Source organism: Pseudomonas sp. GW821-FHT09C10 (assembly GCF_059418085.1).
Window position 1 is genome coordinate 177,304 of sequence record NZ_JBWKPE010000014.1, and the last position, 21,072, is coordinate 198,375.

Below are 21,072 nucleotides of genomic sequence, written 5' to 3' on the forward strand. Positions count from 1 at the left end.
TGAATGTTGCTATGAGCAGACTATCGCCAGCCGCTCCCCGGAAGTTGGCAAGGCAGCCCCAAGACCTGATCTTTCGCGATCTGTTTTATGAGCTTGAGGGGTTCAGCGAGCGTGCACGAGTGATTGCCAAGCTCGAGGGCTTCAACATCACCGGGTCCATCAAGATCAAGACCGCGCTCGCGTTGCTCGATGACGCCGAAAGGCTGGGAGGGGCAGTGCCGGGCAAAACCACTATTGTGGAGTCGTCCTCCGGCAACCTAGGCGTGGCCCTCAGTTGCGCATGTCAGCAGCGCGGTTACCGTTTCATTTGTGCCACCGATCCATCCATGTCGCGCAGCAACCTGTTGGCAATGCGTGCCTATGGCGCGCAGATAGTCTCGGTGTCTGAACCTCACCCGGTTGAAGGTTTTGTGGGTGCCCGAATTGCCAGGGTGCGGCAGATAGTCCTCGAAGAGCCCGATTGCCTGTGGTTAAACCAGTATGCAAACCCGGCAAACAAAGGGGTGCATGCCCGGGAAACGGCGCGTGAAATCCTGGCGCACATCCCACGTCCCGACTGGCTGGTGTTGGGGGTCGGCACCTCTGGCACGTTCATGGGGTGCGCCGAGGTATTTCGCCGCGAGTCGCCCTCTACCCGCCTGGTTGCCGTCGATCCCGTTGGTTCCGTGATTTTCGGCGGCCCGGCGGGAGTTCGCAGGATCCCCGGGCTGGGAGGCGGCCGAGTGCCTGAGTTGTTGGATACCACTTTGCCAGATCAGGTCATACAGGTTGAGGAACGGGAGACCATACGGGCCTGTCGGCACATTGCCCGTAATTACAGTCTGCTGCTGGGTGGTTCTTCAGGCACGGTGTTGGCTGCGGTGCGTGCACTTGAGTCGCAGTTCCAGGACGGGCAGACCGTGGTTGTGATCGCTCCGGATACCGGTGACAAGTACCTGGATACCATTTATGACGATGACTGGGTCATCGACCATTACGGCGCGTTGCCGACCGGTTACTGAATTTTTATTCAAGGAGCATGTTTTTTGAACGTTACCCCTTCATTCACCCTGGTTCCGGGTGTCGCCGTGACCGACGTCCTGGCCCGCGCCCACGATGCGATCGCCGAGGTTGTCGAGCAGGCCTATCTGTTGCATGCGCAGGGCCAGTCCGAGAACCCGGACAGTTACTTCCTGCGGTTTGCCGAAAAGCCTTCGGCGCGCATTATCGCGTTGCCAGCTTACCTGGGAGGTGCGTTCGATTGCGCCGGGCTTAAATGGATCTCCAGCTTTCCGACCAACGCCGCATTGGACCTGCCCCGGGCTTCTGCCGTGCTGGTTCTCAACGACTACACGACCGGGTTTCCAAGGGCCTGCCTGGAAGCCTCACAGATCAGTGCACATCGCACGGCGGCTTCGGCAGTGCTGGCGGCCGAGAGGTTGTCTGGACGTGGCCGTAGCAGTCAGCGTCTGGCGATTGTGGGGGCCGGATTGATTGCACGGCATGTGGTCGAGTACCTCATCGGCCGCAACTGGTCACTGGGGGAGGTTGTGGTGCATGACCATCACGCTGATAGCGCCGACCGATTCTGTGGCTGGCTGGAGGGCAAATGCACATCTGCCCAACGCGCGGTAGACCTGGAGCAGGCTTGCCGCGACGCGGACCTGGTGGTGTTTGCCACCACTGCTGCCACGCCCTATGTTCACGATGCCGGTGTGTTTGCACAGGCGCCGACAGTGCTGCATTTGTCCTTGCGTGACCTGGCACCGGAAGTCATCGCCTCTGTGCAGAACATTACCGATGATGTGGAACACAGTATGAAGGCAAATACCTCGTTGCACCTGGCCGAGCAACAATTGGGTTCCAGGGCATTTGTCGCCGGTACGTTTGCCGATCTGGCGAGCGGCACGCTGCAACCGGATTTCTCCAGACCTCGAGTGTTTTCACCGTTCGGCCTGGGCGTACTGGATCTGGCCGTGGCGAGCCTGGTGCTCGAAGCGGCGACCAAGGCCGGTACAGCCATGGAGATCCCGGGGTTTCATATTCCCAATCTGTCCTGGTCAAGCTGAGGCGCCTGGGAGCGCTGAGTACAGGTGCGCGCTCAGGTGCTTGTGGCCATTTCCCGTTTCAGGCAGGCGATGACCGCATCCAGCTGGGTGTTGATGAAAAAGTGGTCACCTTCAAAGCTGTGGGTGCGGCACGGGCTAGCTGTTTCTTCAGCCCAGCGGTTGGTTTTATCAGGGCTGACCTGAAAATCCCCGGTTCCGTTCAACACGATGATCGGGCACTGCAACGCAGGGCCTGGGCGGTAGGTGTAGCTGCGAGCCATGTGCAGGTCGGCGCGGATAAGGGGGATGAGCAACTCCATGAACTCGCGATTTTCAAGGACGTCGGTGGGGGTGCCATTGTTTTTTCGCAGCCATATGGTCAGCGAGTGGTCATCCAGAGCCATCGTGCCCCGGTCCAGATTGAAGAGTGGTGGTGAATTACAGCCAGAGACAAACAGTTTCTCTGGTGGCAAGCCCCAAGCCTGCAGCTTTCGGCTGACTTCGAATGCCACCAGAGCGCCCAGGCTATGGCCAAAGAAAAAGAACGGGCCTCTGACGTCCTGTGCGATGCATTCGGCCAAGGGGGTCACGACGTGATCCATGCTGACCAGCGGGGGCTCCGAGAACCGCGTTCCTCGGCCTGGCAGTTGTACGCCGTAAACATCGGCAAGGGCGCCCAGGTGCTTTTGCCAGTTGGCGAAGCTCGATGCGCTGCCGCCCGCGTAGGGGAAGCAATACAGCTGTCTGCTACGTACTGCAGGCACTGGAGGTATGAGCCAGGGAGAAGAACTGTACGATGGGGTCACAAGATTCATCCATCAGGGTGTCATGAAAAAGCGTGGGAGGTGCAGCCTATGGTGGACCTGTCCCGCGCAGTGTTTGGAACGCATTGGCGCATTGTGCATGACCGGTGAGCGCTTCCCAAGGTTTGCATGATGTCCTGAAGACCACCGGGTCATAGGCATTGATATGAAAGGATTCAGTTCTTGAGCAAGAAATTTCCACTGTTGACGCGCGTCATCTTGATCATCGTCATTCCATTGCTGGTCGTGTTGGGGCTGATCGTTCATCAATTGCGCTCGGCGCTTCCCGAGCAGGACACGCAGCTGTTGCAGGGCGACGTTTCGAGCAACCCTGTGGCGCATATCCTGCGTGACGAACAGGGAGTGCCGCATATCGAAGCTGGTAATGATCGAGAGGTCTTCTATGCCCTGGGCTATGCCCACGCTCAGGACCGTTTATGGCAGCTTGAGCGACAGCGGCGCATTGCCCAGGGACGCTTGAGTGAGCTGTTCGGGCAAGGCATGGTCAAGCAGGACGCCTGGTTCCGGACATTGGGGCTGTACCGGGCCGCCCAGGCGGCCGTGCCCGCCCTGAGCGCCGAAGCCCGGGATTCGCTTGACGCCTATGCCGAGGGCATCAATGCCTGGATTGGCAGCCATCCCACGTTGCCGGTGGAGTTCACTGCGCTGGGCATCAAGCCGGAGCCCTGGACGCCTGCAGACTCATTGGCCTGGATCAAAGTGTTCTCCTTGAACCTGTCGGGCAACTTCAGTGAAGAAATCGAGCGCTACATCAGCAACCAGTACCTTTCCAAAGAGGAGATGACCTTCCTCTATCGGGATCGCGGCCAGGGGCAACCCGTTATCGTGGACACCCAGGCGCAAGCCAGGGCGAAGGCCTTGACATCGGTCATGGGGCTTACGCAGAGCGTTCAGGACGAATTGCATTTGGGTGGCAAATGGCTGGGTAGCAATGCCTGGGCCGTGGCAGGGCGATTGTCCACAGACGGGCATGCAATTCTCGCCAATGATCCGCACCTGGGGTTGAGCATGCCATCGTGGTGGTATCCGGTCGTGCTCAAAGGCTCACGCTTGAGGAGTTCTGGCATGAGTCTGGTGGGGCTTCCCATCGTGGTGCTCGGGCGTAATGCGGACCTGGCTTGGGCGGCGACCAGCATGACGGCGGATGTGCAGGACCTGTATTTCGAAACCACCGATACACGCAGGCCCGGGCAGTACTTGAGTAACGGTCAATGGGAAAACTTTGCGAGTCGAACGGAAAGTATTCAAGTGCGGTCGGATTTCCCGTCCAGTTTGCGCCCGCCGCTCCACCCGGTAGACATCCGGGTGCGCTCCACCCGCCATGGCCCCGTGATTACTGACAGCGAAACGGCGCTGGACGCAACCGCATCGTTGCGTTGGGTGGCCCTGGATCCCGGGGATACGACGTATGAGGCGTTGCTGAAACTGAACTACGCCCAGGATTGGGCGACGTTTCAGTCGGCCCTGGCCTTGTTCGTGTCCCCGGCGATGAATTTCCTGTATGCAGATACCAAGGGTAATATCGGCTACCTGGGGGCAGGGCGAATCCCGATTCGCCAGCAAGGCGAGGGAAGCTTGCCCGTTGCCGGCGAAACAGACGCCTATGCATGGAAGGGATACATCCCTGCAAGCGAAATGCCCCGCAGCTACAACCCGCCCAGCGGCTACCTGGTGTCGGCCAATAACCGGGTAGTAGGGCCCGAGTACCCGTATTTCATTTCCAACGACTGGGCGCCGCCGGGGCGCGCGCAACGCATTACCCAGTTGCTGGACCTGTACAAAGCAAACGGGACAGGGATAGGCATTGAATCCCATCAGAAGATTCAGCTGGATGTGCTGAGCTTGCCTGCAATCAAGATGCAGGCCGTGCTGAAAAAGGTCGAGGGCCGAACGGCGCGTCAGCAGTCGGCCCTGAAGTACATTGAACAGTGGGACGGCCAGATGGCCATGGACAGCCAGGCGGCGTCGATCTTCAATGTGTGGATGCGCCATCTTGCCACCCAGTTGTACGGCAAAAGAATCAAGGCGCCGTGGAACTCCAAGGGTCATAACACCTATTTGAACGCATTGATGGCGCGTACCACGACGGATGATTTGTACGCTTCGCTGACTGAACCTGCCAGCCCCTGGTGTGATCAGGCACAGTCGCCGCTACCGTGCGCCGATGCGCTGTCACGTTCGCTGGACGCAGCTCTGGATGAACTCGGCAAGCTGAAGGGCGATGACATGAGCAACTGGAAGTGGGGTGAGATCCAGCGTGCGTTTTATGAGCATATTCCCTTCAGCAATGTTAAACCGCTCAATGCGTTATTCGAACGCAAGGTCGGCACGCCGGGCTCGACGGACACCATCAACATCGCCTATTCGGTGTTCAAGAATTCCGAGGGCTACCTCAAATACTCCGGTGCCGGCTTCCGCCAGATCATGCAAATGGGCCCTGAGCACAGCGAGCACGTCTACATGAACTCCACAGGGCAGTCTGGAAACGTATTGAGCCCGCACTACGCCGACATGGTGGTGCCTTTCGAGCAGGGTCATTACGTGAAACTCGACGATGCCGAGCCCTCTGCCAGATAAGCCATCTGGCTTGAAATCCATGCTGCAACAACGGTAATTGACATGCTGATCAGTGAATTCGGGCGCCAGGCGCCCAACCGACTCTTTGCCGCCGTGGTACTAGGGTGCCTGGCAGGCGTGTGCTATGCCTTTCTCATACCGATTGTGCTGAGCAGCCTGCGCGGCGCAGGCGAAGGGGAGACTGTTGCGGACAGCCAACCCTTTACGCTGTTTTCCATCGAAATTGCGGATCACAGGCTGGCGGCGGTGTTCCTCGCCTTGTGCCTTTTCATTTTAGTGGCTCGCACGGCCTCACGGGTGATGTTGACGCGCATTTCGGTGGAAATGACCGTGAGCCTGCGCAGCCGGTTGTATGCGCGAATCCTCTCGGCAGACCTGCACAATCTTGAGCGTGTGGGCGCGCCACGGTTGATGGCGACAATGACCGAAGACGTCAAGCGCATCATCCTCGGCGGGCAACTGCTGCCTGACCTGCTGATGAACTGCGTGACCCTGTTGGGGATATTGGGTTTTCTCGCTTTTCTCAATGGTCCAGCGTTTGTTTTTGTGCTCCAGGCCATTCTGTTCGGCGTGGTCACCCACCAGGTGCCGGTGTTCTTGAGCACCCGCAGTTTTCGCAAATCGCGCCAGATATTCGGCAAACTCCAGGAGTCCATTACGGGGCTGGTGTATGGCGCGAAGGAGCTCAAGCTCAACTCGGCAAGCCGACGCACTTATCTGGATGAAGTCGTCATGGGCCATGAGCGGGATTTGCTGCAGTCGGACAAAGCGACCTACACCACGCTGGTTGCCGCCAATGCCTATGGCGACCTGCTGAGTTTCTTCGTGATCGGCGTGGTCGCCTTCGTATTTATCAACTATCACGCGGTGAGCACCACAGAGTTGGTCGGTATCGTGATGGCGCTGCTCTATGTATCCGGCCCCGTGGCGGTGATCATGGATGTGATCGCACCGATCGCGATGGCCAAGAGCGCGGTCGCCAGTATGGAGCGCGTGTTCGCGGAGCTGTCCGAGGACCCCTCCCAAAACGCCCTTGAGGCGGTACAACCCTGGCGCCATATTACATTCGAGGACTTGGTCTACGAGCATCCTCGCAGCTCGCGCAAGGATGGTTTCAGCGTCGGCCCGGTGGGTTTTGAAATCAGGCGCGGGCAATTGACCTTCATCGTGGGTGGCAATGGCTCTGGAAAATCCACGTTGTGCAAAATGATCTCGCTGCATTATCTACCCATGAAGGGCAGGATTCATTTTGGCGAGCACCCCGTGACCGATAGGTCTCGAGAGAGTTTTCGTCAGGAGGTCTCGGCTATCTATTCCGACTACCACCTGTTCGAGCGTCTGCTGTGTCCGTTGGACGACCGCGTCCTGGCGCAAGCGCGCATGCACCTTGTCGACCTGGGGCTGGAAGGCAAAGTCTCTATCGAGGATGGGCAGTTTTCGACCCTGGCTCTCTCTGACGGTCAACGCAAACGTCTGGCCTTGATGGTTGCGCTGATGGAGGATCGATCGCTGTATGTCTTCGATGAATGGGCGGCCGACCAGGATCCTGCCTTCAAGGAGGTTTTCTATCGCAAGATTCTTCCGTCGTTACGCGCGCGGGACAAGGCGGTCGTGATCATCAGTCACGACGACCGTTATTTCGATATCGCTGATCAGATCCTGGTGATGGAGTCCGGCAAGTTGGTTGATAGCCGCACGCCTGTAAAAGTGCCGTATCGCGAAGGGTAACAGGGCCTTTGCTGCGCCGCGATCAATGTCGGGCGCAGCAAGAGCGCCGGCCTACGTCAGGGCGGCGCTGGCTGCGGCGCAAGCGCTGAACGTTTTGCTGGCCAACGCTTCCACGGTTGGATTGGCAAGGAACTCGCCAATTGCAACTTGAGTGCCTGTGCGCCGCATCACTTCGTTGAGCAGTTGCATGGCAATGATCGAGTTGCCTCCCACTGCAAAGAAGTTGCTGGTGATATCAATCGTTTCCTCAGGGAAAAAACTGCTCCAGATCTCAATCATCAAGCGTTCGTTGGCACTGAGCTTGGTGGTGGCAGACGTCGGTGGTGTGACCGATCGCTTGGTTCGTTCCAGTCGCGTGCGGTCCAGTTTGCCGTTGAGCAGCCGCGGCAGGCTGGACACCCGGCGCAACTCGCCAGGAACGTGGGTATGCGGCAGCGCTTCGAGGCAGAAGCGGCGCAACTCGGTGGTATCCAGCGCAGTGCTGCCGACCACCAGGGCGATCAATGTCGCATCGGCGCCTTCTTCGCGGTCAAGGGTGACCAGACACTGCTCGACGTGTTCATGACGTAGCAGGGCCGCTTCCACTTCGCCCAGTTCGATACGCACACCTCGCAGCTTCACCTGATTGTCCCGACGGCCCGCCAGCTCCAGCACTCCGTCGCTCAACCAGCGCCCACAGTCACCGGTGCGGTAACGCCCTTTGATAGCGCGCACAAGGTCAGGTTTGCGCACGAAACCGTTGCCGACGGCGGGCGCGCCAAAAGCGTAGTCCTGGGGCATGTCCCACGTCTCTACCCAGATATCACCTTCGATGCCCACGGGCACAGGTTCACCTTCATTGTTCAGAACCAGCAACGTGCGTTCATGGATCGGACGACCTACCGGGATCTTGGGGCGGCGAAGGTCCATTGCTGTCACATGATGGTAGGTGGCGGCGACGACCTCGCTGGGACCATAGAGGTTCAGCAGGTCCAGCGGCGCCTGGCTGCGCCCCAGGATCTCGCTCGCCAGTGCTGGCGTCAGTGCCTCACCGACATTGGCCAGGGTGCGCAGGTGCGAAGGCCATGGGCCCGGGCTGAAACGCAGCACTTCGCTGACGAACGATGAAATGAGCTGTACGCAGTGGATACGGTCACGCTCGAGCCAGGCCATGAAATTACCCGGCGCCAGATCGGTATCGCGATTGGGCAAGCAAAGGGTCGCACCAAAACAGAGGGCGCCGAGTATTTCGCAGAAGCTGACATCGAAGCCGGCCACTGCGACTTGTGCCACCCGGGTGCCTGGCTGAATGGACAAGGCGTGGGCCTGCCATTTGAGGAAGCGGTAGAAGGCCGCGTGGCTTTGCTCGATACCCTTGGGTGTGCCGGTTGAACCGGAGGTGAATACCAGGTAGGCGGGCGCTGTGCTATCGACCTCTCTACAGCGTGGAGATTGGGGCCTATCGCCGGGTACCGTGACATCGACCAGGGCAGTGCAACGGTGCCCCAGGAGAGGGGGCTGGTCGCTATCGGTCAGCAACAGTGCCGGATTGGCCGCTGCAATCCGTGCGCCCAGGTAATCTTCGGGCGCCTGGTGGTTGAGTGCCATGGCGATCCCGCCCGCCTGCAAGGTGCCGAGCAGGGCTGCCACCTGCAAAACCGGATCTTTTATCAGCAGGCCTATACGTGGGTTGTGCCTTCCATGGGTTGCCCCGAGGATCTGGTCACGGATGCGCGCGGCCATGGCATCGAGTTGTTCATAGCTACAGGACCGAGTGCCAAGCAGCAGGGCGGTGTTCTGTGGCGTGTTGCGCACCCAATGATCAACCTGCGTATGCAGGCAGGTCGAGTTGGTTGCCTGGGAGGCGGGTTGGCCCCATACCAGGGCATTGTGGGTGTCGCTGGCCGAACGCGGGATATGTGGACTGATGAGTTCTTCCGGCGCATCGACGAGGTGTTGCAGGCATTCGGATACGCGAGCGGCAAAGCGCTCGGCACTGGCCTTGGATAACACGTCAGCGTCCATGCGGAGCAGCGCGTGCAGCGTGCCCGCACACTCGGCTGAAATCAGTTCGACGGTTTGTTCAAGCCGCGTGACGGGCAGCGCAGACAGTGAATAAGGCCCAGCCTCGATCGACGTATGGCTGTTGCGCAAACCCAGGCCTGCCCACTCGTGGGACAGGCCGGGCGGCAATGACAGATGAATGGCCGCCTTGTCCAGCACCAGTGATTGGTGAGCGTGGCCACTGCGGCGCAATGCACTCAGGATCGGACCGAGTGTCAGCGAGCGGTGATCGATTGCAGAAAAGATCGCCTGGCCGACGGCTTTCACCGCGTCGACATGGCTCATTCGCTCGTTCAGTGAGAGCCTGAGTGGCAGTGGGTTCACCTGGTAATCGACGCTGGTCGGGTCCTGGGCGTCATCGCGAACCGAGATGGGCACGGCAATGACGACATCGTTGTCTGGCGAGTAGCGCCAGAGTGTGATGGCGTACGCCGTCAGCAATACGGCGAAGGGAGTGTGCCCCCAATCGCTGGCACGCTGGTACACCGCTGTCGAAGGCACCGAAACAGATGCCTCATGGGGCGGATGTCGATAGTCCGGTATGTTGTGAAAGTCTGTAGGGAAAGTGCTCCAGGTGCAGTCACGCAGGTTGTCCACCCAGTACGTTTCGTCGCGGCTGTCCGATTCGTCGCGAGAGCGGGCCAACGCTGGGCGAACCTCCAGGGGCGATGGCTCGTGCGGCTGCGGCGTCAGGGTGTTGAGCAGGTCGTTGGCCAGGAGCGCCAATGAAGTAAAGTCCGCGACGATGTGATGCACCATGACCAGTACGCTGTACATGCCACCGGATTGTTCGCCATGGACCAACCGGAGTGCACCTTGCTCCAGGTCCATGGGCGTTTCCAGTGCGTTGGAGAGCTCATCGCGCCACTGGGCTTCGTCATGTACACCCGTCAGATGCAGCTCTGCCGGTTGCGCTTGAGGTTGCTCGAGTATCACGGCAATGTCAGCCTGTTCCGCGAACCTGCGGGCCAAGGCCCTATGGCGCAGGGGCAACGCACGGGCCGCTGCGATCAGTGTCGTTGAATGTGACGCCTTGCATCGGACCTGAAAGGCCAGCAAAAACGCGGCATCGCCGATTTCTTTGCGGCGTATCCATATAGCCTGGGAATCCGGCCCGAGCTTTTGTTCCGCATGCACAGATAAAGGCAGCGGGCTGGGCGCGGCAGGCGCCTCGGCAGGCATCGCGCGGGTGGACTGAAGGGTGGTGGCCAGATCCAGAACAGTGGCGTTGCCATAGAGCAAGCCCATGGGCAGCCTTAGGCCGGTTTGTGCGCGGATGCACGAGAGCAACCGCATGGCATGCAAGCTGGGTAAACCGAGGTCTGTCAGTGGGGTTTGCGCAACAATTGGGTTAGTTGAGGTTGCCCAGTACCCACATAGCTGGCAAAGCGCTTCGATCATGGCCTCAGGTGCCTGTCGACGGTACGCCAGCCTCAGGGCTTCAAGCGCGGTAGAGGTTGGCTCGGCAGGCTGTTCGGCAGGGCGAGTCCAGCGTGCGAGCATTTTCAGTTGCTGATGAACCAACTGATGGCGCATCTGTGCCCGGCGGACCTTGCCGCTGGTGGTGAGCTCCACGCCACCTTGGTGAACGATCACGACAGCGGCGACGGCGATACCGTGTTCTTGCGCGATGGCCTGCCGTAGCGCAAGCATGGCGATGTCGATCTGATCCGCCGGGGTATGTCGGCCGACCTCATGTACGACCACCACGCTGTCGTTGGTTTCTCGCTCCGCGGACTCGATACCGAACGCCGCCTGCATTTCCTCCGGGCTCAGCCCCAGGGCCGCGCCGAGCCCAGGTGTCAGTAGGGCATGGGCAGCGCGCACGGTCTCTTCGATATCCTGGGAGTGATGATTGCTCCCGGCGATGATCAACAGGTCTTTCTGGCGCCCGACGATAAACAGCTCACCATCGATCAGGCAGCCCAGATCGCCGGTGCGCAGAAAGCGGTGGTCGTGTGAGGTGTGATAACTCGACAGGTCATCGCGATCTTGCGGCCAGTATCCAGGGGTGATGTTCGGTCCACGGAGGCATATTTCACCAATCTGGCCGGGTAGCACGGCGGCATCGGTGTCGACCTGGGCAATGGCAATGTCGCAGACGGGAGGGCCGAGGGAAACCAGGGTCTTGGCGTCTTCATCGTGCGGCGAAACAGTCACCAGCCGATCTGTGCGCATGGCCGCCTGAGACAGGTGAACTTGGCGCGGCACGCTGTCACGACTCTTTCCGGAGCACAACAGTGTCGCTTCTGCCAGGCCATAGCAGGGCAGGAATGATTCTTGACGGAAACCGACGTTGCTGAAGGCGTCTGCAAAGGCTTTCAAGGTGGTCGCGCGCACAGGCTCGGCGCCGTTGAAGGCGACTTTCCAGGCGCTCAGATCGATGTTGCGCAGGGCTCGCGCTTCAGTGTCGCGCGCGCATAGCAGGTAGGCCGAATCAGGCGCACCGCTGGTGTGCGCGCGATAGTCGGAAACCATCTGCAGCCATCGTGATGGCTGTTCAACAAAGCCCGCCGTGGGTAGCAGGATGGATTCGGCACCGAGAAAAAGCGGCTGCAGTACCGTGCCCACCAAGCCCATGTCGTGAAACAGTGGAAGCCAGTTGGCAAAGCGACTGCGGGCGTCATGCCCGAACGCGGCGCGAATCATGCGTGCGTTGGCCAGCCAGCCCTCATGCGTGACGATCACCCCCTTGGGTTGCCCCGTGGAGCCTGAGGTGTACTGCAAGAAGGCAGCTTGGGTGGCCGGTACGCTGGCGGTGGTAAAACCTTGGCCAGGTTCTACATCGGCCATTGTCAGCAGGTTGATTTCAGGGTGGATGACGCTCGGGGTGGTCGCCGTGCTGGCGTCCATGATCCATGCCGTCGGCGAGCAATCGGCGACAATGGCATTGATCCGCTCACGGCGGCGTCCCCGGTTGACGGGCGCAGGAACTGGGATGGCACCCAGCAGGGACGTGCCCATGAACGCGCAGACGAAATCGGCCGGGCTGGAGCACGAAACGACGACGCGATCACCTGCGCGCGTTCCACATCCTTGCAGTGCGCTGGCGACATCTGCGCAGCGTTGATACAGCTGGGCATAGTCCAGCTGTGTTCGCTCCTGGCCATCCTTGTCGAGAAAGCGAAAGGCAGGCTTATTGGCATCGTGCACGGCACGCCATGTGAGGATTTCACCCAGGGTAGACAGGCCGTCAAATGTGTTGGTCTGGAAATTCATCGGGTGGTGCGTTCCCTATAGGTTCGGCATGTCGAAGAGGTCGAGGAAAATGCCGAAGGTCAAGGCCAGCAGCACCGCGTCATCTTCGATATGAGGGTTCAGGGTCCGCCCGGTCTTGCGGCTGTCATCGATCATTCGGGTGATCCACTCGACATTGAGATAACCCTGGCGCTTGAGTGTTTCCGGTGCCAGCAATTCTTCGATCCAGGGCTCGTTGAGACTGAGCAGATAGGGGCTGCCTGGCGCCCGGAACCCAAATTTTTCGCGGTTGAGGATGCGCTCTGGAACCAGGCCCTTGGCGGCCTGTTTAAGCAGGTATTTTTCTTCCAGGCCACGCAGTTTCAAGGACGGCGGTACTTTGATGAGAAAGTCGCACAGCGAGCGGTCAAGAAATGGATATCGGCCTTCAATCGAGTACGCCATGTTCATCCGGTCGCCATGATCGCCCAACAGGTGATCGCCAAGACGCGCTTTGACGTCGATGTAGGAGCGCTGGTGCAGCCGATGGCGGCCCTTGAGCTGCTCAATGTCCAGGATAGGTGCGCCCAGGCAGCCCTGTTCGCCCAATTCATGCAGTGCATCGGCGGAGAACAGGTTGCGTCGCCACTGGCTGAACTGACCGTATTGGCGTTCATAGCGAATGTCCGGCGCGCCCCACAGCCGCTGGTTGGCCACCTGCTCCTCGGGCGAGGCCATGCTTGGGTTGCTCGCGGCGAACTGGTCGAATCGATAGCCGGGATATCCGCCCAGCAGTTCATCGGCACCTTCTCCGCCCAGGACCACGGGGACTCCGCTGGCCCTGGCGGCTTCAGCGAGCGCCATGGTGCAGGTGTTGTAGGTTTCCTTGATCGGGCATTCAGAGTGCCATACGGAGTCTCTGAGCCGAGAGGCGATCTGCTCGCGGGAAAAGGCGATTTCGTGATGATCGAATTTCAAGGTCTGAGCAACCAGGCGCTGGTACTTGCGCTCGTCGATCAATGTCGAGTCGGGAAAAGTGATCGAGAAGGAAGGAATGCTTCTATCCGGTTGGAGCTCACGCATGACGGCGGCGACAATCGATGAGTCGAGCCCGCCGCTGAGGTAGACACCCACCGGCGTGTCCGCGCGCAGTCTCAGCGCCACGGCATTCTTGAACCGGTAGCTGAACTCTTCGACGGCCTCGTCTTCGGTCATGACGTTTTCGGCCACGCCATCGGCGGGGTAATTCAAGTCCCAGTAACGGGTGGCGGTCACTTTCTGATTTGTCACGCTCAGGCAATGGCCTGGCGGCAAAGCGCTGATGCCCTTGAACATCGAGCGGGGACTGGTCAGGCCTGGAAAGCAGAGAATCTGGTCAAGGCCGGCCAGGTCCACGCGACGGGGCACCGCCGGGTGGCACAGCATCGCCTTGATTTCCGAAGCGAACACCAGCACGCCATCAAAGACCCCATAGTGCACCGGAGTGATGCCGAAATGGTCGCGAACGATGTGCAGCGCCTGGGTACGTTTGTCGAAGAGCGCCAGGGAAAACTGCCCGTTGAGCTGATGCACGAATGAGGTGCCCATTTCCTCGTACAGGTGCACCACGACCTCCAAGTCTCCTTCGGTCTTGAAGCAATGGCCGCGCGCCTGGAGTTGCTGGCGCAGCTCGCGGTAGTTGAAGATTTCGCCATTGCCCACAAGGATGATGTCGCCGCTCTCATTGAACAGCGGTTGCGCGCTGCCTTGAGCGTCGATAATCGAGAGCCTGCGCATGCCCATTGCCACGGGACCGTTGATATAGGTCCCGGTGCCGTCCGGTCCACGGTGCCAAATCTTGTCAAGCATTGCTGCCAATACGTTTGCGTCTGCCGGGTGTCTTCCCGAGAGATCAATGAAACCTGCTATTCCACACATGACGATCAACCAAAGCGGGGACGACGAATCTGCGGAATGATCTCCAGATCGTCATTGAAATCCTGGGCCTCCAGAGGAGGGTTCGTGGGTATATCGATCTGATTCAAGGGTTTGTCGGGAAACTCGCAGACGGCCAGAACCAGTTTTGTGAACGCATCGGCAAAACGCGTCATGGTGCCTTCGTCAAACAGGTCCATTCGATAACCCAGCCAGCCGGTGAGGCCTTCGCCGCTCTCGGCAAACTCGAACAGCATGTCGAACTTCACCGAAGTGCTGCCTGCCGCCAATAGCTTGATATCTATCTGTGGCAATGACAGGGCAGGCTTGCGGGTGTTTTGCAGGATGAACATCACTTGGAACAGCGGGTTGCGCCCCGGTGGGCGCTCTGGCTGTAGCATTTCCACCAGCATTTCGACGGGTGTGTCTTCCTGTTCGAATGCGTCCAACGAGGAATTGCGCACGCGTTCCGTCAGTTCCTTGAACGTCGGGCTTCCACCCAGGTTTGTACGGATGACGGCGGTATTGGCGAAAAAGCCGATCAGGTCTTCCGTGCTGGGGTGGGTGCGCCCGGCGACCGGCACGCCGACGGTGATGTCTTCCTGCATTGAGTAGAGGTGCAGAAGACCTTTGAAGGCGGCGAGCAGCGCCATGAATACCGTGGCGCCCCATTGCTCGGCCAACACCTTGAGGCGTGCAGTGGTTTGGGCGTCGAAGTGTACGTAGCGGTACCCCCCGCGGTCAGTGACCGCCGAAGTCGGCGTCCGGTCAAAGGGCAAGCGTAGTGGCTCGACGCCGGCAAGGCGGTCACGCCAGAACCTGCGCAGCGTGTCCAGCCTTGCGCTCGTCATGTGTTCTTGTTGCCAGCGTACGAAGTCGGCGAATTCGATGGCCAGCGGTTTCAACCGGTGGGGACGGTTTTCCACGCGCGCTCGATAGCATTCGCTGAAGTCGGCGACGAATACCCCTGTTGACCAACCATCACTGATGATGTGGTGCATGTTCACCACCAGGTAATGCAAGTGCTCGCCAACGCGGATCAAGGTCATTCGAACCAGCGGTCCGTTCTCCAGATCAAAGGAGCGATTGGATAGGTCGGTGAGCATCTGCGTCACCCGCTCCTCCCTGTTGGGGTCGCCTTCGGCGAAGGGGGCCTGGACGACTTCTACGGCCTGGTTCGTGACCGGCAGGATCGTCTGCGCGGGGCCGTGCTCGGTATCGGTAAAGACCGTACGCAGGCTGGAATGGCGCTCGAGCACATCATTGAATGCGCCGTTGAAGTGTTCCAGCTCGATGGGGCCGGTCAGTCGTGCGCACTCCGGCATGTTGTACATCGCACTGTCAGGTGTGATGCGAAACAGAAACCACAGCCTGCGCTGAGTGTATGACTGGGGGATGAAGGCGCTGTGGTCATAGCGCGGTATGGGCGCAATGGCGGTTTTCGCCTTGGCACGCATGGCCTCAACCAGTATTTGCCGCTGATGCGGTGTGAGGTCCTGGAAACGTTGGCTCAGGGATTGTTCAGGCTGCTTGCTCATGAGGTGGTCCACCGTTCGTTGAACACATTGGCCATGCGTTGATCTTCGCCATGGCGTAAATCGATGCTGGCGATCTGTACGTTGGCGTCATCGACCACAACGTCCAGCAAGCGCTGGAACCGTTGGGCAAAGGTTTCAATGTCTACCAGGTCGAACAGGTCAGTGTCATAGGTGAAGCGTAAGGTCAGGCCGCGATCGAGTTCGAACATCTCGATCAGCAAGTCGGTCTCTGCGGTGGCGCTATCCACTGCCTGCGTCTTGATGGGGATGCCGGCGATATGGCATCCGGGCGCTGGCATGTTTTGCATGACAATCATGATTCTGAACAGCTGACTGATACCGTCATGGCGATCCAGGCGCTGGACCAACTGCTGGAAAGGTACGGCCCGGTGACGATGCGCATCGAGGAATACCTGTTGTACGGTCGCCAGCAAAGTCTTGAATGAATCATCGGGGCAGACGGGTATACGCATCACCAGCGGGCGTGAGAGTGGCCCCACGACGGATTCGAGCCATGGCTCATCGCGACCGGCATCCATCGTGCCCAGACAGATGTCTTTATCCGCGTGGTAAAGGTGCAGCAGGACGCTGAAAGCACTCATCAGCGCAGCAAAGCGGGTCGCGGAGGCCAAGGTGGCTACGGTTCCCAGGCGAGTCATGGTGGCCGGCGAGATCGTCAGGGTGTGATGCCCGCCCACAAAACTGGGTACTGCCGGCCGTGGTCGGCGCAACGCCAGTGTCGTCGGGCGTACACCGCTCAGGTGTCGGCTCCAGTATCTGAGGGCTTCGTTGAAATGGCCTTCGCGCACGTGTTGCTGTTCCAGCGCTGCATATTGGGCGAATTCGGGACGCACTGTATCGGGTAGTGCGAGCGCAGGGTCTATTGCCGCTTCATAGCATCTGCCCAGATCGTCAATCAGCAACTTCAAGGACCATTCATCTACAAGGATGTGATGGATGATCAGCAGCAGGGTGGCGCTGGCTGTCTGCTCCATAAAAATGCAGCGAACCGGCACGCGCTCTTCGAGCAGCAGTGGGCCACTGATTTCCGAGCGCATCCGGCGCTCCAGTTCGTTTGGCGCAGCGTCGCGCAAGTCGATGACTTCCAGCGCCACTGTTGGGCGTTCGAACACCTTTTGCTTAAGGCTGTCGCCTTGCTTGACGAATGTCGTCCTCAGGATAGCGTTGCGTTGTTGCAATGTTTCCACGGCCTGGCGCAGCGCCAGCAAGTCCACTGAGCCTTCGAAGCGAACAGCGGCACTCAACTGGTAAGGATGGTTCGCCGGGGATATCTGCGTGACGTAATACAGGCGCTCCTGGGTGGCCGATGCGGGTTGAAGTTGCGCAAGATCTACCGGCGGCAGGGTGTCCTGTACGGCGCCGGGCGAGCGCAATGCCTGTTCGATAGCTGTGACGAACTGCCCGGCGCCAGGGTTTTCGAAGATGGTCGCCAGTGGCAGTGAAACGTGACAGGTCCTATTGATGGCCGACATCAGAGAGATGGCCTTGAGCGAGTGGCCACCGAGCGCAAAGAAGTTGTCGTCGCGCTGGAAGGTTGCGACGCCCAGGATGGAGCACCAGATTTCTCCCACCGCATCCTGCAAGAGTGTGCGCGGGCCTGTCGCAGCAATTTCGGTATTGACGAGGGGGGTGGGCAAGGCTTTCCGATCGACCTTGCCGTTACTGCTGACGGGCAGTGCATCCAGATGCACTAATTTTGCAGGAATGGCAGCGCTGGACAGATGCGGCTTGAGGAACTCGATGAGCTGAATGTCCGCTTGCTTCAACCCGGCGCTGACGACATAGGCAACAAGCGTGTCATGTCCTTGCAGCGATACCACCTTGACCGCGACAGCGCTGACCTGCGGATGTTGGCTCAGTAACGCTTCGATTTCTCCGAGTTCGATTCGCACGCCTCGTAGTTTGACCTGCGTATCACTGCGGCCAATGAAGCAGATACGCCCATGCGCGTCCACGCGCGCCAGGTCGCCGGTGCGGTACATGCGCTGGCCGGGGTGGTCCGGCATCGGGTTTGCGATGAAGGCGTTGGCAGTTGCACCTGGATTGCCGGCATAACCCTGCGCCAGGCACGCTCCGGCGAAGTACAGCTCGCCGGCCACGCCATCCGGAACCGCTCGCAGCCATTGATCGAGGATGTAGCAATCGACGTTATTGATGGGGCGGCCCAGCTCTATTGGCGCGGGGCCAGGCTGGACCTGTGCAACCATGGTCCAGATCGTGGTTTCGGTAGGACCGTATAAATTCCACAGAGAGGCGGTGCACGCCAGGAGGCGGTCAGCGAGATCACGAGACAGGGCCTCCCCCCCACACCATGCCCGCAAGCACGAGCGGCCTTGCCAGCCACTCTCCAACAGCATGCGCCATGAGGTAGGCGTCGCTTGCATCACGGTGATGTCGAACTGTTCGATAGCCCTGGCCAGCAAATCAGCGTCACGCACCATGTTTTCTGCCGCGATCACCAGGCGTCCTCCGGACATGACGGGCAGCAGCAGTTCAAGTACCGAGATGTCGAACGACACGGTGGTGACGGCGAGCATGACATCTTCGGCACTGAAGCCTGGGTGTAATGCCATGGCGTGCAGCACGTTCTCCAGGGCGCTATGGGGGACTGAAACTGCCTTGGGCATACCTGTGGTGCCCGAAGTGAACATCAGGTATGCGATGCGTTCATCACCGCCTCGCAGGGTGTTCAGCGCTGGAGCTCCGATACTGGAAATCACCCCCGACTGATCAAGGGCTATAGTGGGGAAACCATTGGACGGTGGTTCCCAGGCGACAGCGATGCGCGCGCCACTGGCCTTGAGCATATGATGCTTGCGGGCTAAGGGAAGCATCGGGTCAATTGGCAGGAGCGTGGCTTTCAATTGCAAGATGCCGAGCATCGCTACCACCAATGCAGGTGAGCGCGGCAGGTGGATCGCCACGACATCACCGGCCTCAATGCCGGCCTGCGTCAGCGCCTGTGCGAACGAGCGGCTGCGTTGCGCCAGTTGTGCATAGGTCAGTCGGCAGTCGTCGTCAGCCCCTGACACTATCGCTATCCGGTGGGGCTGCGAGTCGGCATGGGCAAGGATAGTCTTGGCGATGCTCGTCGCTGGAGCCGTACGGGCAAGGCCACGCACAACCGTGCAGGCGCCGCTGCCGAATGAAGCACCGTCCAGCAGTTGCTGTACGGTCTGGGGGGCTTGAAGAGCGCTGGATACGAGGCGTTCCAGTTGCTCCAGGATTCGCTCGATGCCGTCAGTGGAAAAGCGGCCACTGTCAAAAGAAAACTCAAGCTTGAGTCTATGCCCGGGGGCGATCATCAGCGACAACGGGTAGTTGGTCTGCCAGTGAGTACGCCGGTCTTCGATCATCAACTCACCCTCGGAGGAGGGCTTGAGGGCAGTTGGCAGGTTCTCGAAAATCATCACCGACTCGAACAGCTCCTGCCGAGGATCTATCGAAGCGACACGCTTGATCTCTGCAAGCGAAAGGTGTCCGTGCTCATTCGCCTCTACAGAGCGCAGCGCGACTTGTGCGTAGAGGTCTTTCAGTGTTTGCGACGGTTCGACACTGACCAGCAGGGGAACGGTCGCGATCATCAAGCCCACCATCTCGGAGGCTTGTGCAAGGTCGTGCGGGCGAACCGACATTACCCAACCAAAGCAGATCTCACTTGCGTTGCTGTAGCGATGCAGGGCAACCGCCCACATTGACTGCATGAAGTGCGCCAGGGTCATTTGCCGGGTGCGTACATACGTTTCGACTGCGTGTGAGAGCTCAGGTGACAGCAAGCGCACTTGCTTGGTGATCTGTGTGGCGCCTGGGGCCGACGGCTCGGGCAACTGCATTGTGCCCGCGATGTTGTGATTGGCCAGCAGAGATGACCAATACTGGCGTGCGCGATTGCCATCCTGGTGCTCTAGCCATCTTGCGAAATCCTTGAACCGGGGCGCGTTGCGTGTCGTTTGCTCAACGGGGTGCTGGTACATCTTCATGACGTCTGACATGACGATCAGGGCAGACCAGCCATCGAGGATCAAATGGTGATAGGTCCAGACAAACTGATACTCGTGTTCGCTCAGGCGAACCAGCGTCATTCTCATCAGGGGAGCGCTGGAAAGGTTGAGACCTTGGGCCCGATCCTGCGCCAGGAAATCTGTCAGGTTGAACGCTGTTGCATCCGGTAGGCGAGCATCGATCTCGTTCCATTCAGGAGCTGCGTTGGCGGCAATGACTTGTACGGCTCGCTTGACTTTCTTCCAGCTGAAACCGGCCCGCAGGATTTCATGATGGGCAATCACACTGTTCCACGCTCGCCTCCAACGATCGGTTTCCAGCCGGGTCAGCTTGCATGAAACTTGGACGATGTACTCATTCGCCTCCTCATCCTGCAAAGAGTGGAAGAGAATGCCTTCCTGCATCGAGGTCAGATGATAGGCATCGAAGATGTTCGAATTTCGATTCACTGAGGTTGCTTCGCACTGATTTCAAGAATGAGGAGACGGGCATGACGCTCCCCTTGATCGTATGACGATGTATGGGCGAGACAGGGTCGAGATAACGCCCGACACGAGTCGTACGTCAGCAAGGTGCCGACGTAAAAAGCATCAGGTCATTAAGCTGCCAGGCTGGCCAATCGTTGCGAGAAAGGCATCGAGAGGTCGCTGGTGAGAAGTCAGGGTCACCCCGGTATTGGTCACGGGGTCCCATCGACGATATTCGATTGTACTTTGCATAATCCTCCCTGATTCGCTCATGTGCAGTGGGGTGTGGCAAAAACTCCCTGCTGCTTGGGGCCGGCACGGCGATCGAATTCCCGGTGCTTGCCGAGTTCATCCGATGCCACTTGGGTATTGGCTACCACGCGCACGCGCAACGCGTTGTGTTTGCAATAAGCAAACCAGCAGTTGCGGATGTGTGAAGTGATTTTTGATGCCGTCGCTCGGATGAACGGATAAGATCTAAGCGCAAATGAGGCGTGCATTGCAAGAAACTTCTAATGGCGTCGCTGCGCTGAACGTTAAGTGCGAAGCGAACACTACCTATTGAATTTGGTGCGATGAGTAGTGCCTGCGAAGCGACGTCACGCTATGTTTCGCTTGCGCGGCAAGGATCAACTGAAACAAACTATTCATACATCGTCACTTCATATTCACACAACACTCGCACATTCTGTTTAGTCGAATGCTTTCGAGGAGATCCCGTGTGAGTAGGCAAGGCCTTTTTAATGAGATTTGT

At 59.2% G+C, this 21,072-nt stretch carries 9 protein-coding genes; 4 read left to right on the forward strand and 5 right to left on the reverse strand.

Annotation, left to right across the window (positions count from 1 at the left end; translation table 11 throughout):
- Positions 1 to 11 precede the first annotated feature (11 nt).
- Positions 12 to 1,001, forward strand: a complete 990-nt coding sequence (gene sbnA, locus AC07OT_RS24270; RefSeq protein ID WP_065939520.1) for a 2,3-diaminopropionate biosynthesis protein SbnA — start codon at positions 12 to 14, stop codon at positions 999 to 1,001.
- A gap of 24 nt (positions 1,002 to 1,025) precedes the next feature.
- Positions 1,026 to 2,048 (forward strand): 2,3-diaminopropionate biosynthesis protein SbnB, encoded by a 1,023-nt coding sequence (sbnB, locus tag AC07OT_RS24275; protein WP_065939521.1) that lies wholly within the window; start codon positions 1,026 to 1,028, stop codon positions 2,046 to 2,048.
- A gap of 32 nt (positions 2,049 to 2,080) precedes the next feature.
- On the opposite strand, the gene AC07OT_RS24280 is transcribed toward sbnB, so the two are convergent.
- Positions 2,081 to 2,842 (reverse strand): thioesterase II family protein, encoded by a 762-nt coding sequence (locus tag AC07OT_RS24280; RefSeq protein WP_495109238.1) that lies wholly within the window; start codon positions 2,840 to 2,842, stop codon positions 2,081 to 2,083.
- 171 nt (positions 2,843 to 3,013) lie between these two features.
- On the opposite strand from AC07OT_RS24280, the gene AC07OT_RS24285 reads away from it, so the two are divergent.
- Positions 3,014 to 5,428 (forward strand): penicillin acylase family protein, encoded by a 2,415-nt coding sequence (locus AC07OT_RS24285; RefSeq protein WP_495109239.1) that lies wholly within the window; start codon positions 3,014 to 3,016, stop codon positions 5,426 to 5,428.
- 42 nt (positions 5,429 to 5,470) lie between these two features.
- A complete protein-coding gene (locus tag AC07OT_RS24290) occupies positions 5,471 to 7,156 on the forward strand; it encodes a cyclic peptide export ABC transporter (RefSeq protein WP_495109240.1) in 1,686 nt (561 codons plus the stop codon).
- Between the two features lie 51 nt (positions 7,157 to 7,207).
- On the opposite strand, the gene AC07OT_RS24295 is transcribed toward AC07OT_RS24290, so the two are convergent.
- Genes AC07OT_RS24295 through AC07OT_RS24310 form a run of 4 tightly spaced genes read right to left on the reverse strand, consistent with a single transcriptional unit; the run spans position 7,208 to position 20,300 of the window.
- Positions 7,208 to 12,418, reverse strand: a complete 5,211-nt coding sequence (locus AC07OT_RS24295) for an AMP-binding protein (protein WP_495109241.1) — start codon at positions 12,416 to 12,418, stop codon at positions 7,208 to 7,210.
- A 15-nt stretch (positions 12,419 to 12,433) separates the two neighbouring features.
- Positions 12,434 to 14,293 carry an asparagine synthase (glutamine-hydrolyzing) gene (asnB, locus tag AC07OT_RS24300; RefSeq protein WP_253488687.1) on the reverse strand — a complete coding sequence of 620 codons (1,860 nt, stop codon included), beginning with the start codon at positions 14,291 to 14,293 and terminating at the stop codon, positions 12,434 to 12,436.
- A gap of 5 nt (positions 14,294 to 14,298) precedes the next feature.
- On the reverse strand, positions 14,299 to 15,828 hold the full coding sequence (locus tag AC07OT_RS24305; RefSeq protein WP_253488689.1) for a condensation domain-containing protein: 1,530 nt from the start codon (positions 15,826 to 15,828) through the stop codon (positions 14,299 to 14,301).
- A complete protein-coding gene (locus AC07OT_RS24310) occupies positions 15,825 to 20,300 on the reverse strand; it encodes an amino acid adenylation domain-containing protein (RefSeq protein WP_495109242.1) in 4,476 nt (1,491 codons plus the stop codon). The genes AC07OT_RS24305 and AC07OT_RS24310 overlap by 4 nt, the downstream gene beginning before the upstream one ends.
- Between the last annotated feature and the right edge of the window lie 772 nt (positions 20,301 to 21,072).

Excerpts from the sequence above, each read along its gene's own strand:
- sbnA (WP_065939520.1), top strand. The coding sequence starts at position 12 with ATGAGCAGACTATCGCCAGCCGCTCCCCGGAAGTTGGCAAGGCAGCCC.
- AC07OT_RS24280 (WP_495109238.1), bottom strand. The coding sequence starts at position 2,842 with ATGAATCTTGTGACCCCATCGTACAGTTCTTCTCCCTGGCTCATACCT.
- AC07OT_RS24290 (WP_495109240.1), top strand. The coding sequence starts at position 5,471 with ATGCTGATCAGTGAATTCGGGCGCCAGGCGCCCAACCGACTCTTTGCC.
- AC07OT_RS24295 (WP_495109241.1), bottom strand. The coding sequence starts at position 12,418 with ATGAATTTCCAGACCAACACATTTGACGGCCTGTCTACCCTGGGTGAA.
- asnB (WP_253488687.1), bottom strand. The coding sequence starts at position 14,293 with ATGTGTGGAATAGCAGGTTTCATTGATCTCTCGGGAAGACACCCGGCA.
- AC07OT_RS24305 (WP_253488689.1), bottom strand. The coding sequence starts at position 15,828 with ATGAGCAAGCAGCCTGAACAATCCCTGAGCCAACGTTTCCAGGACCTC.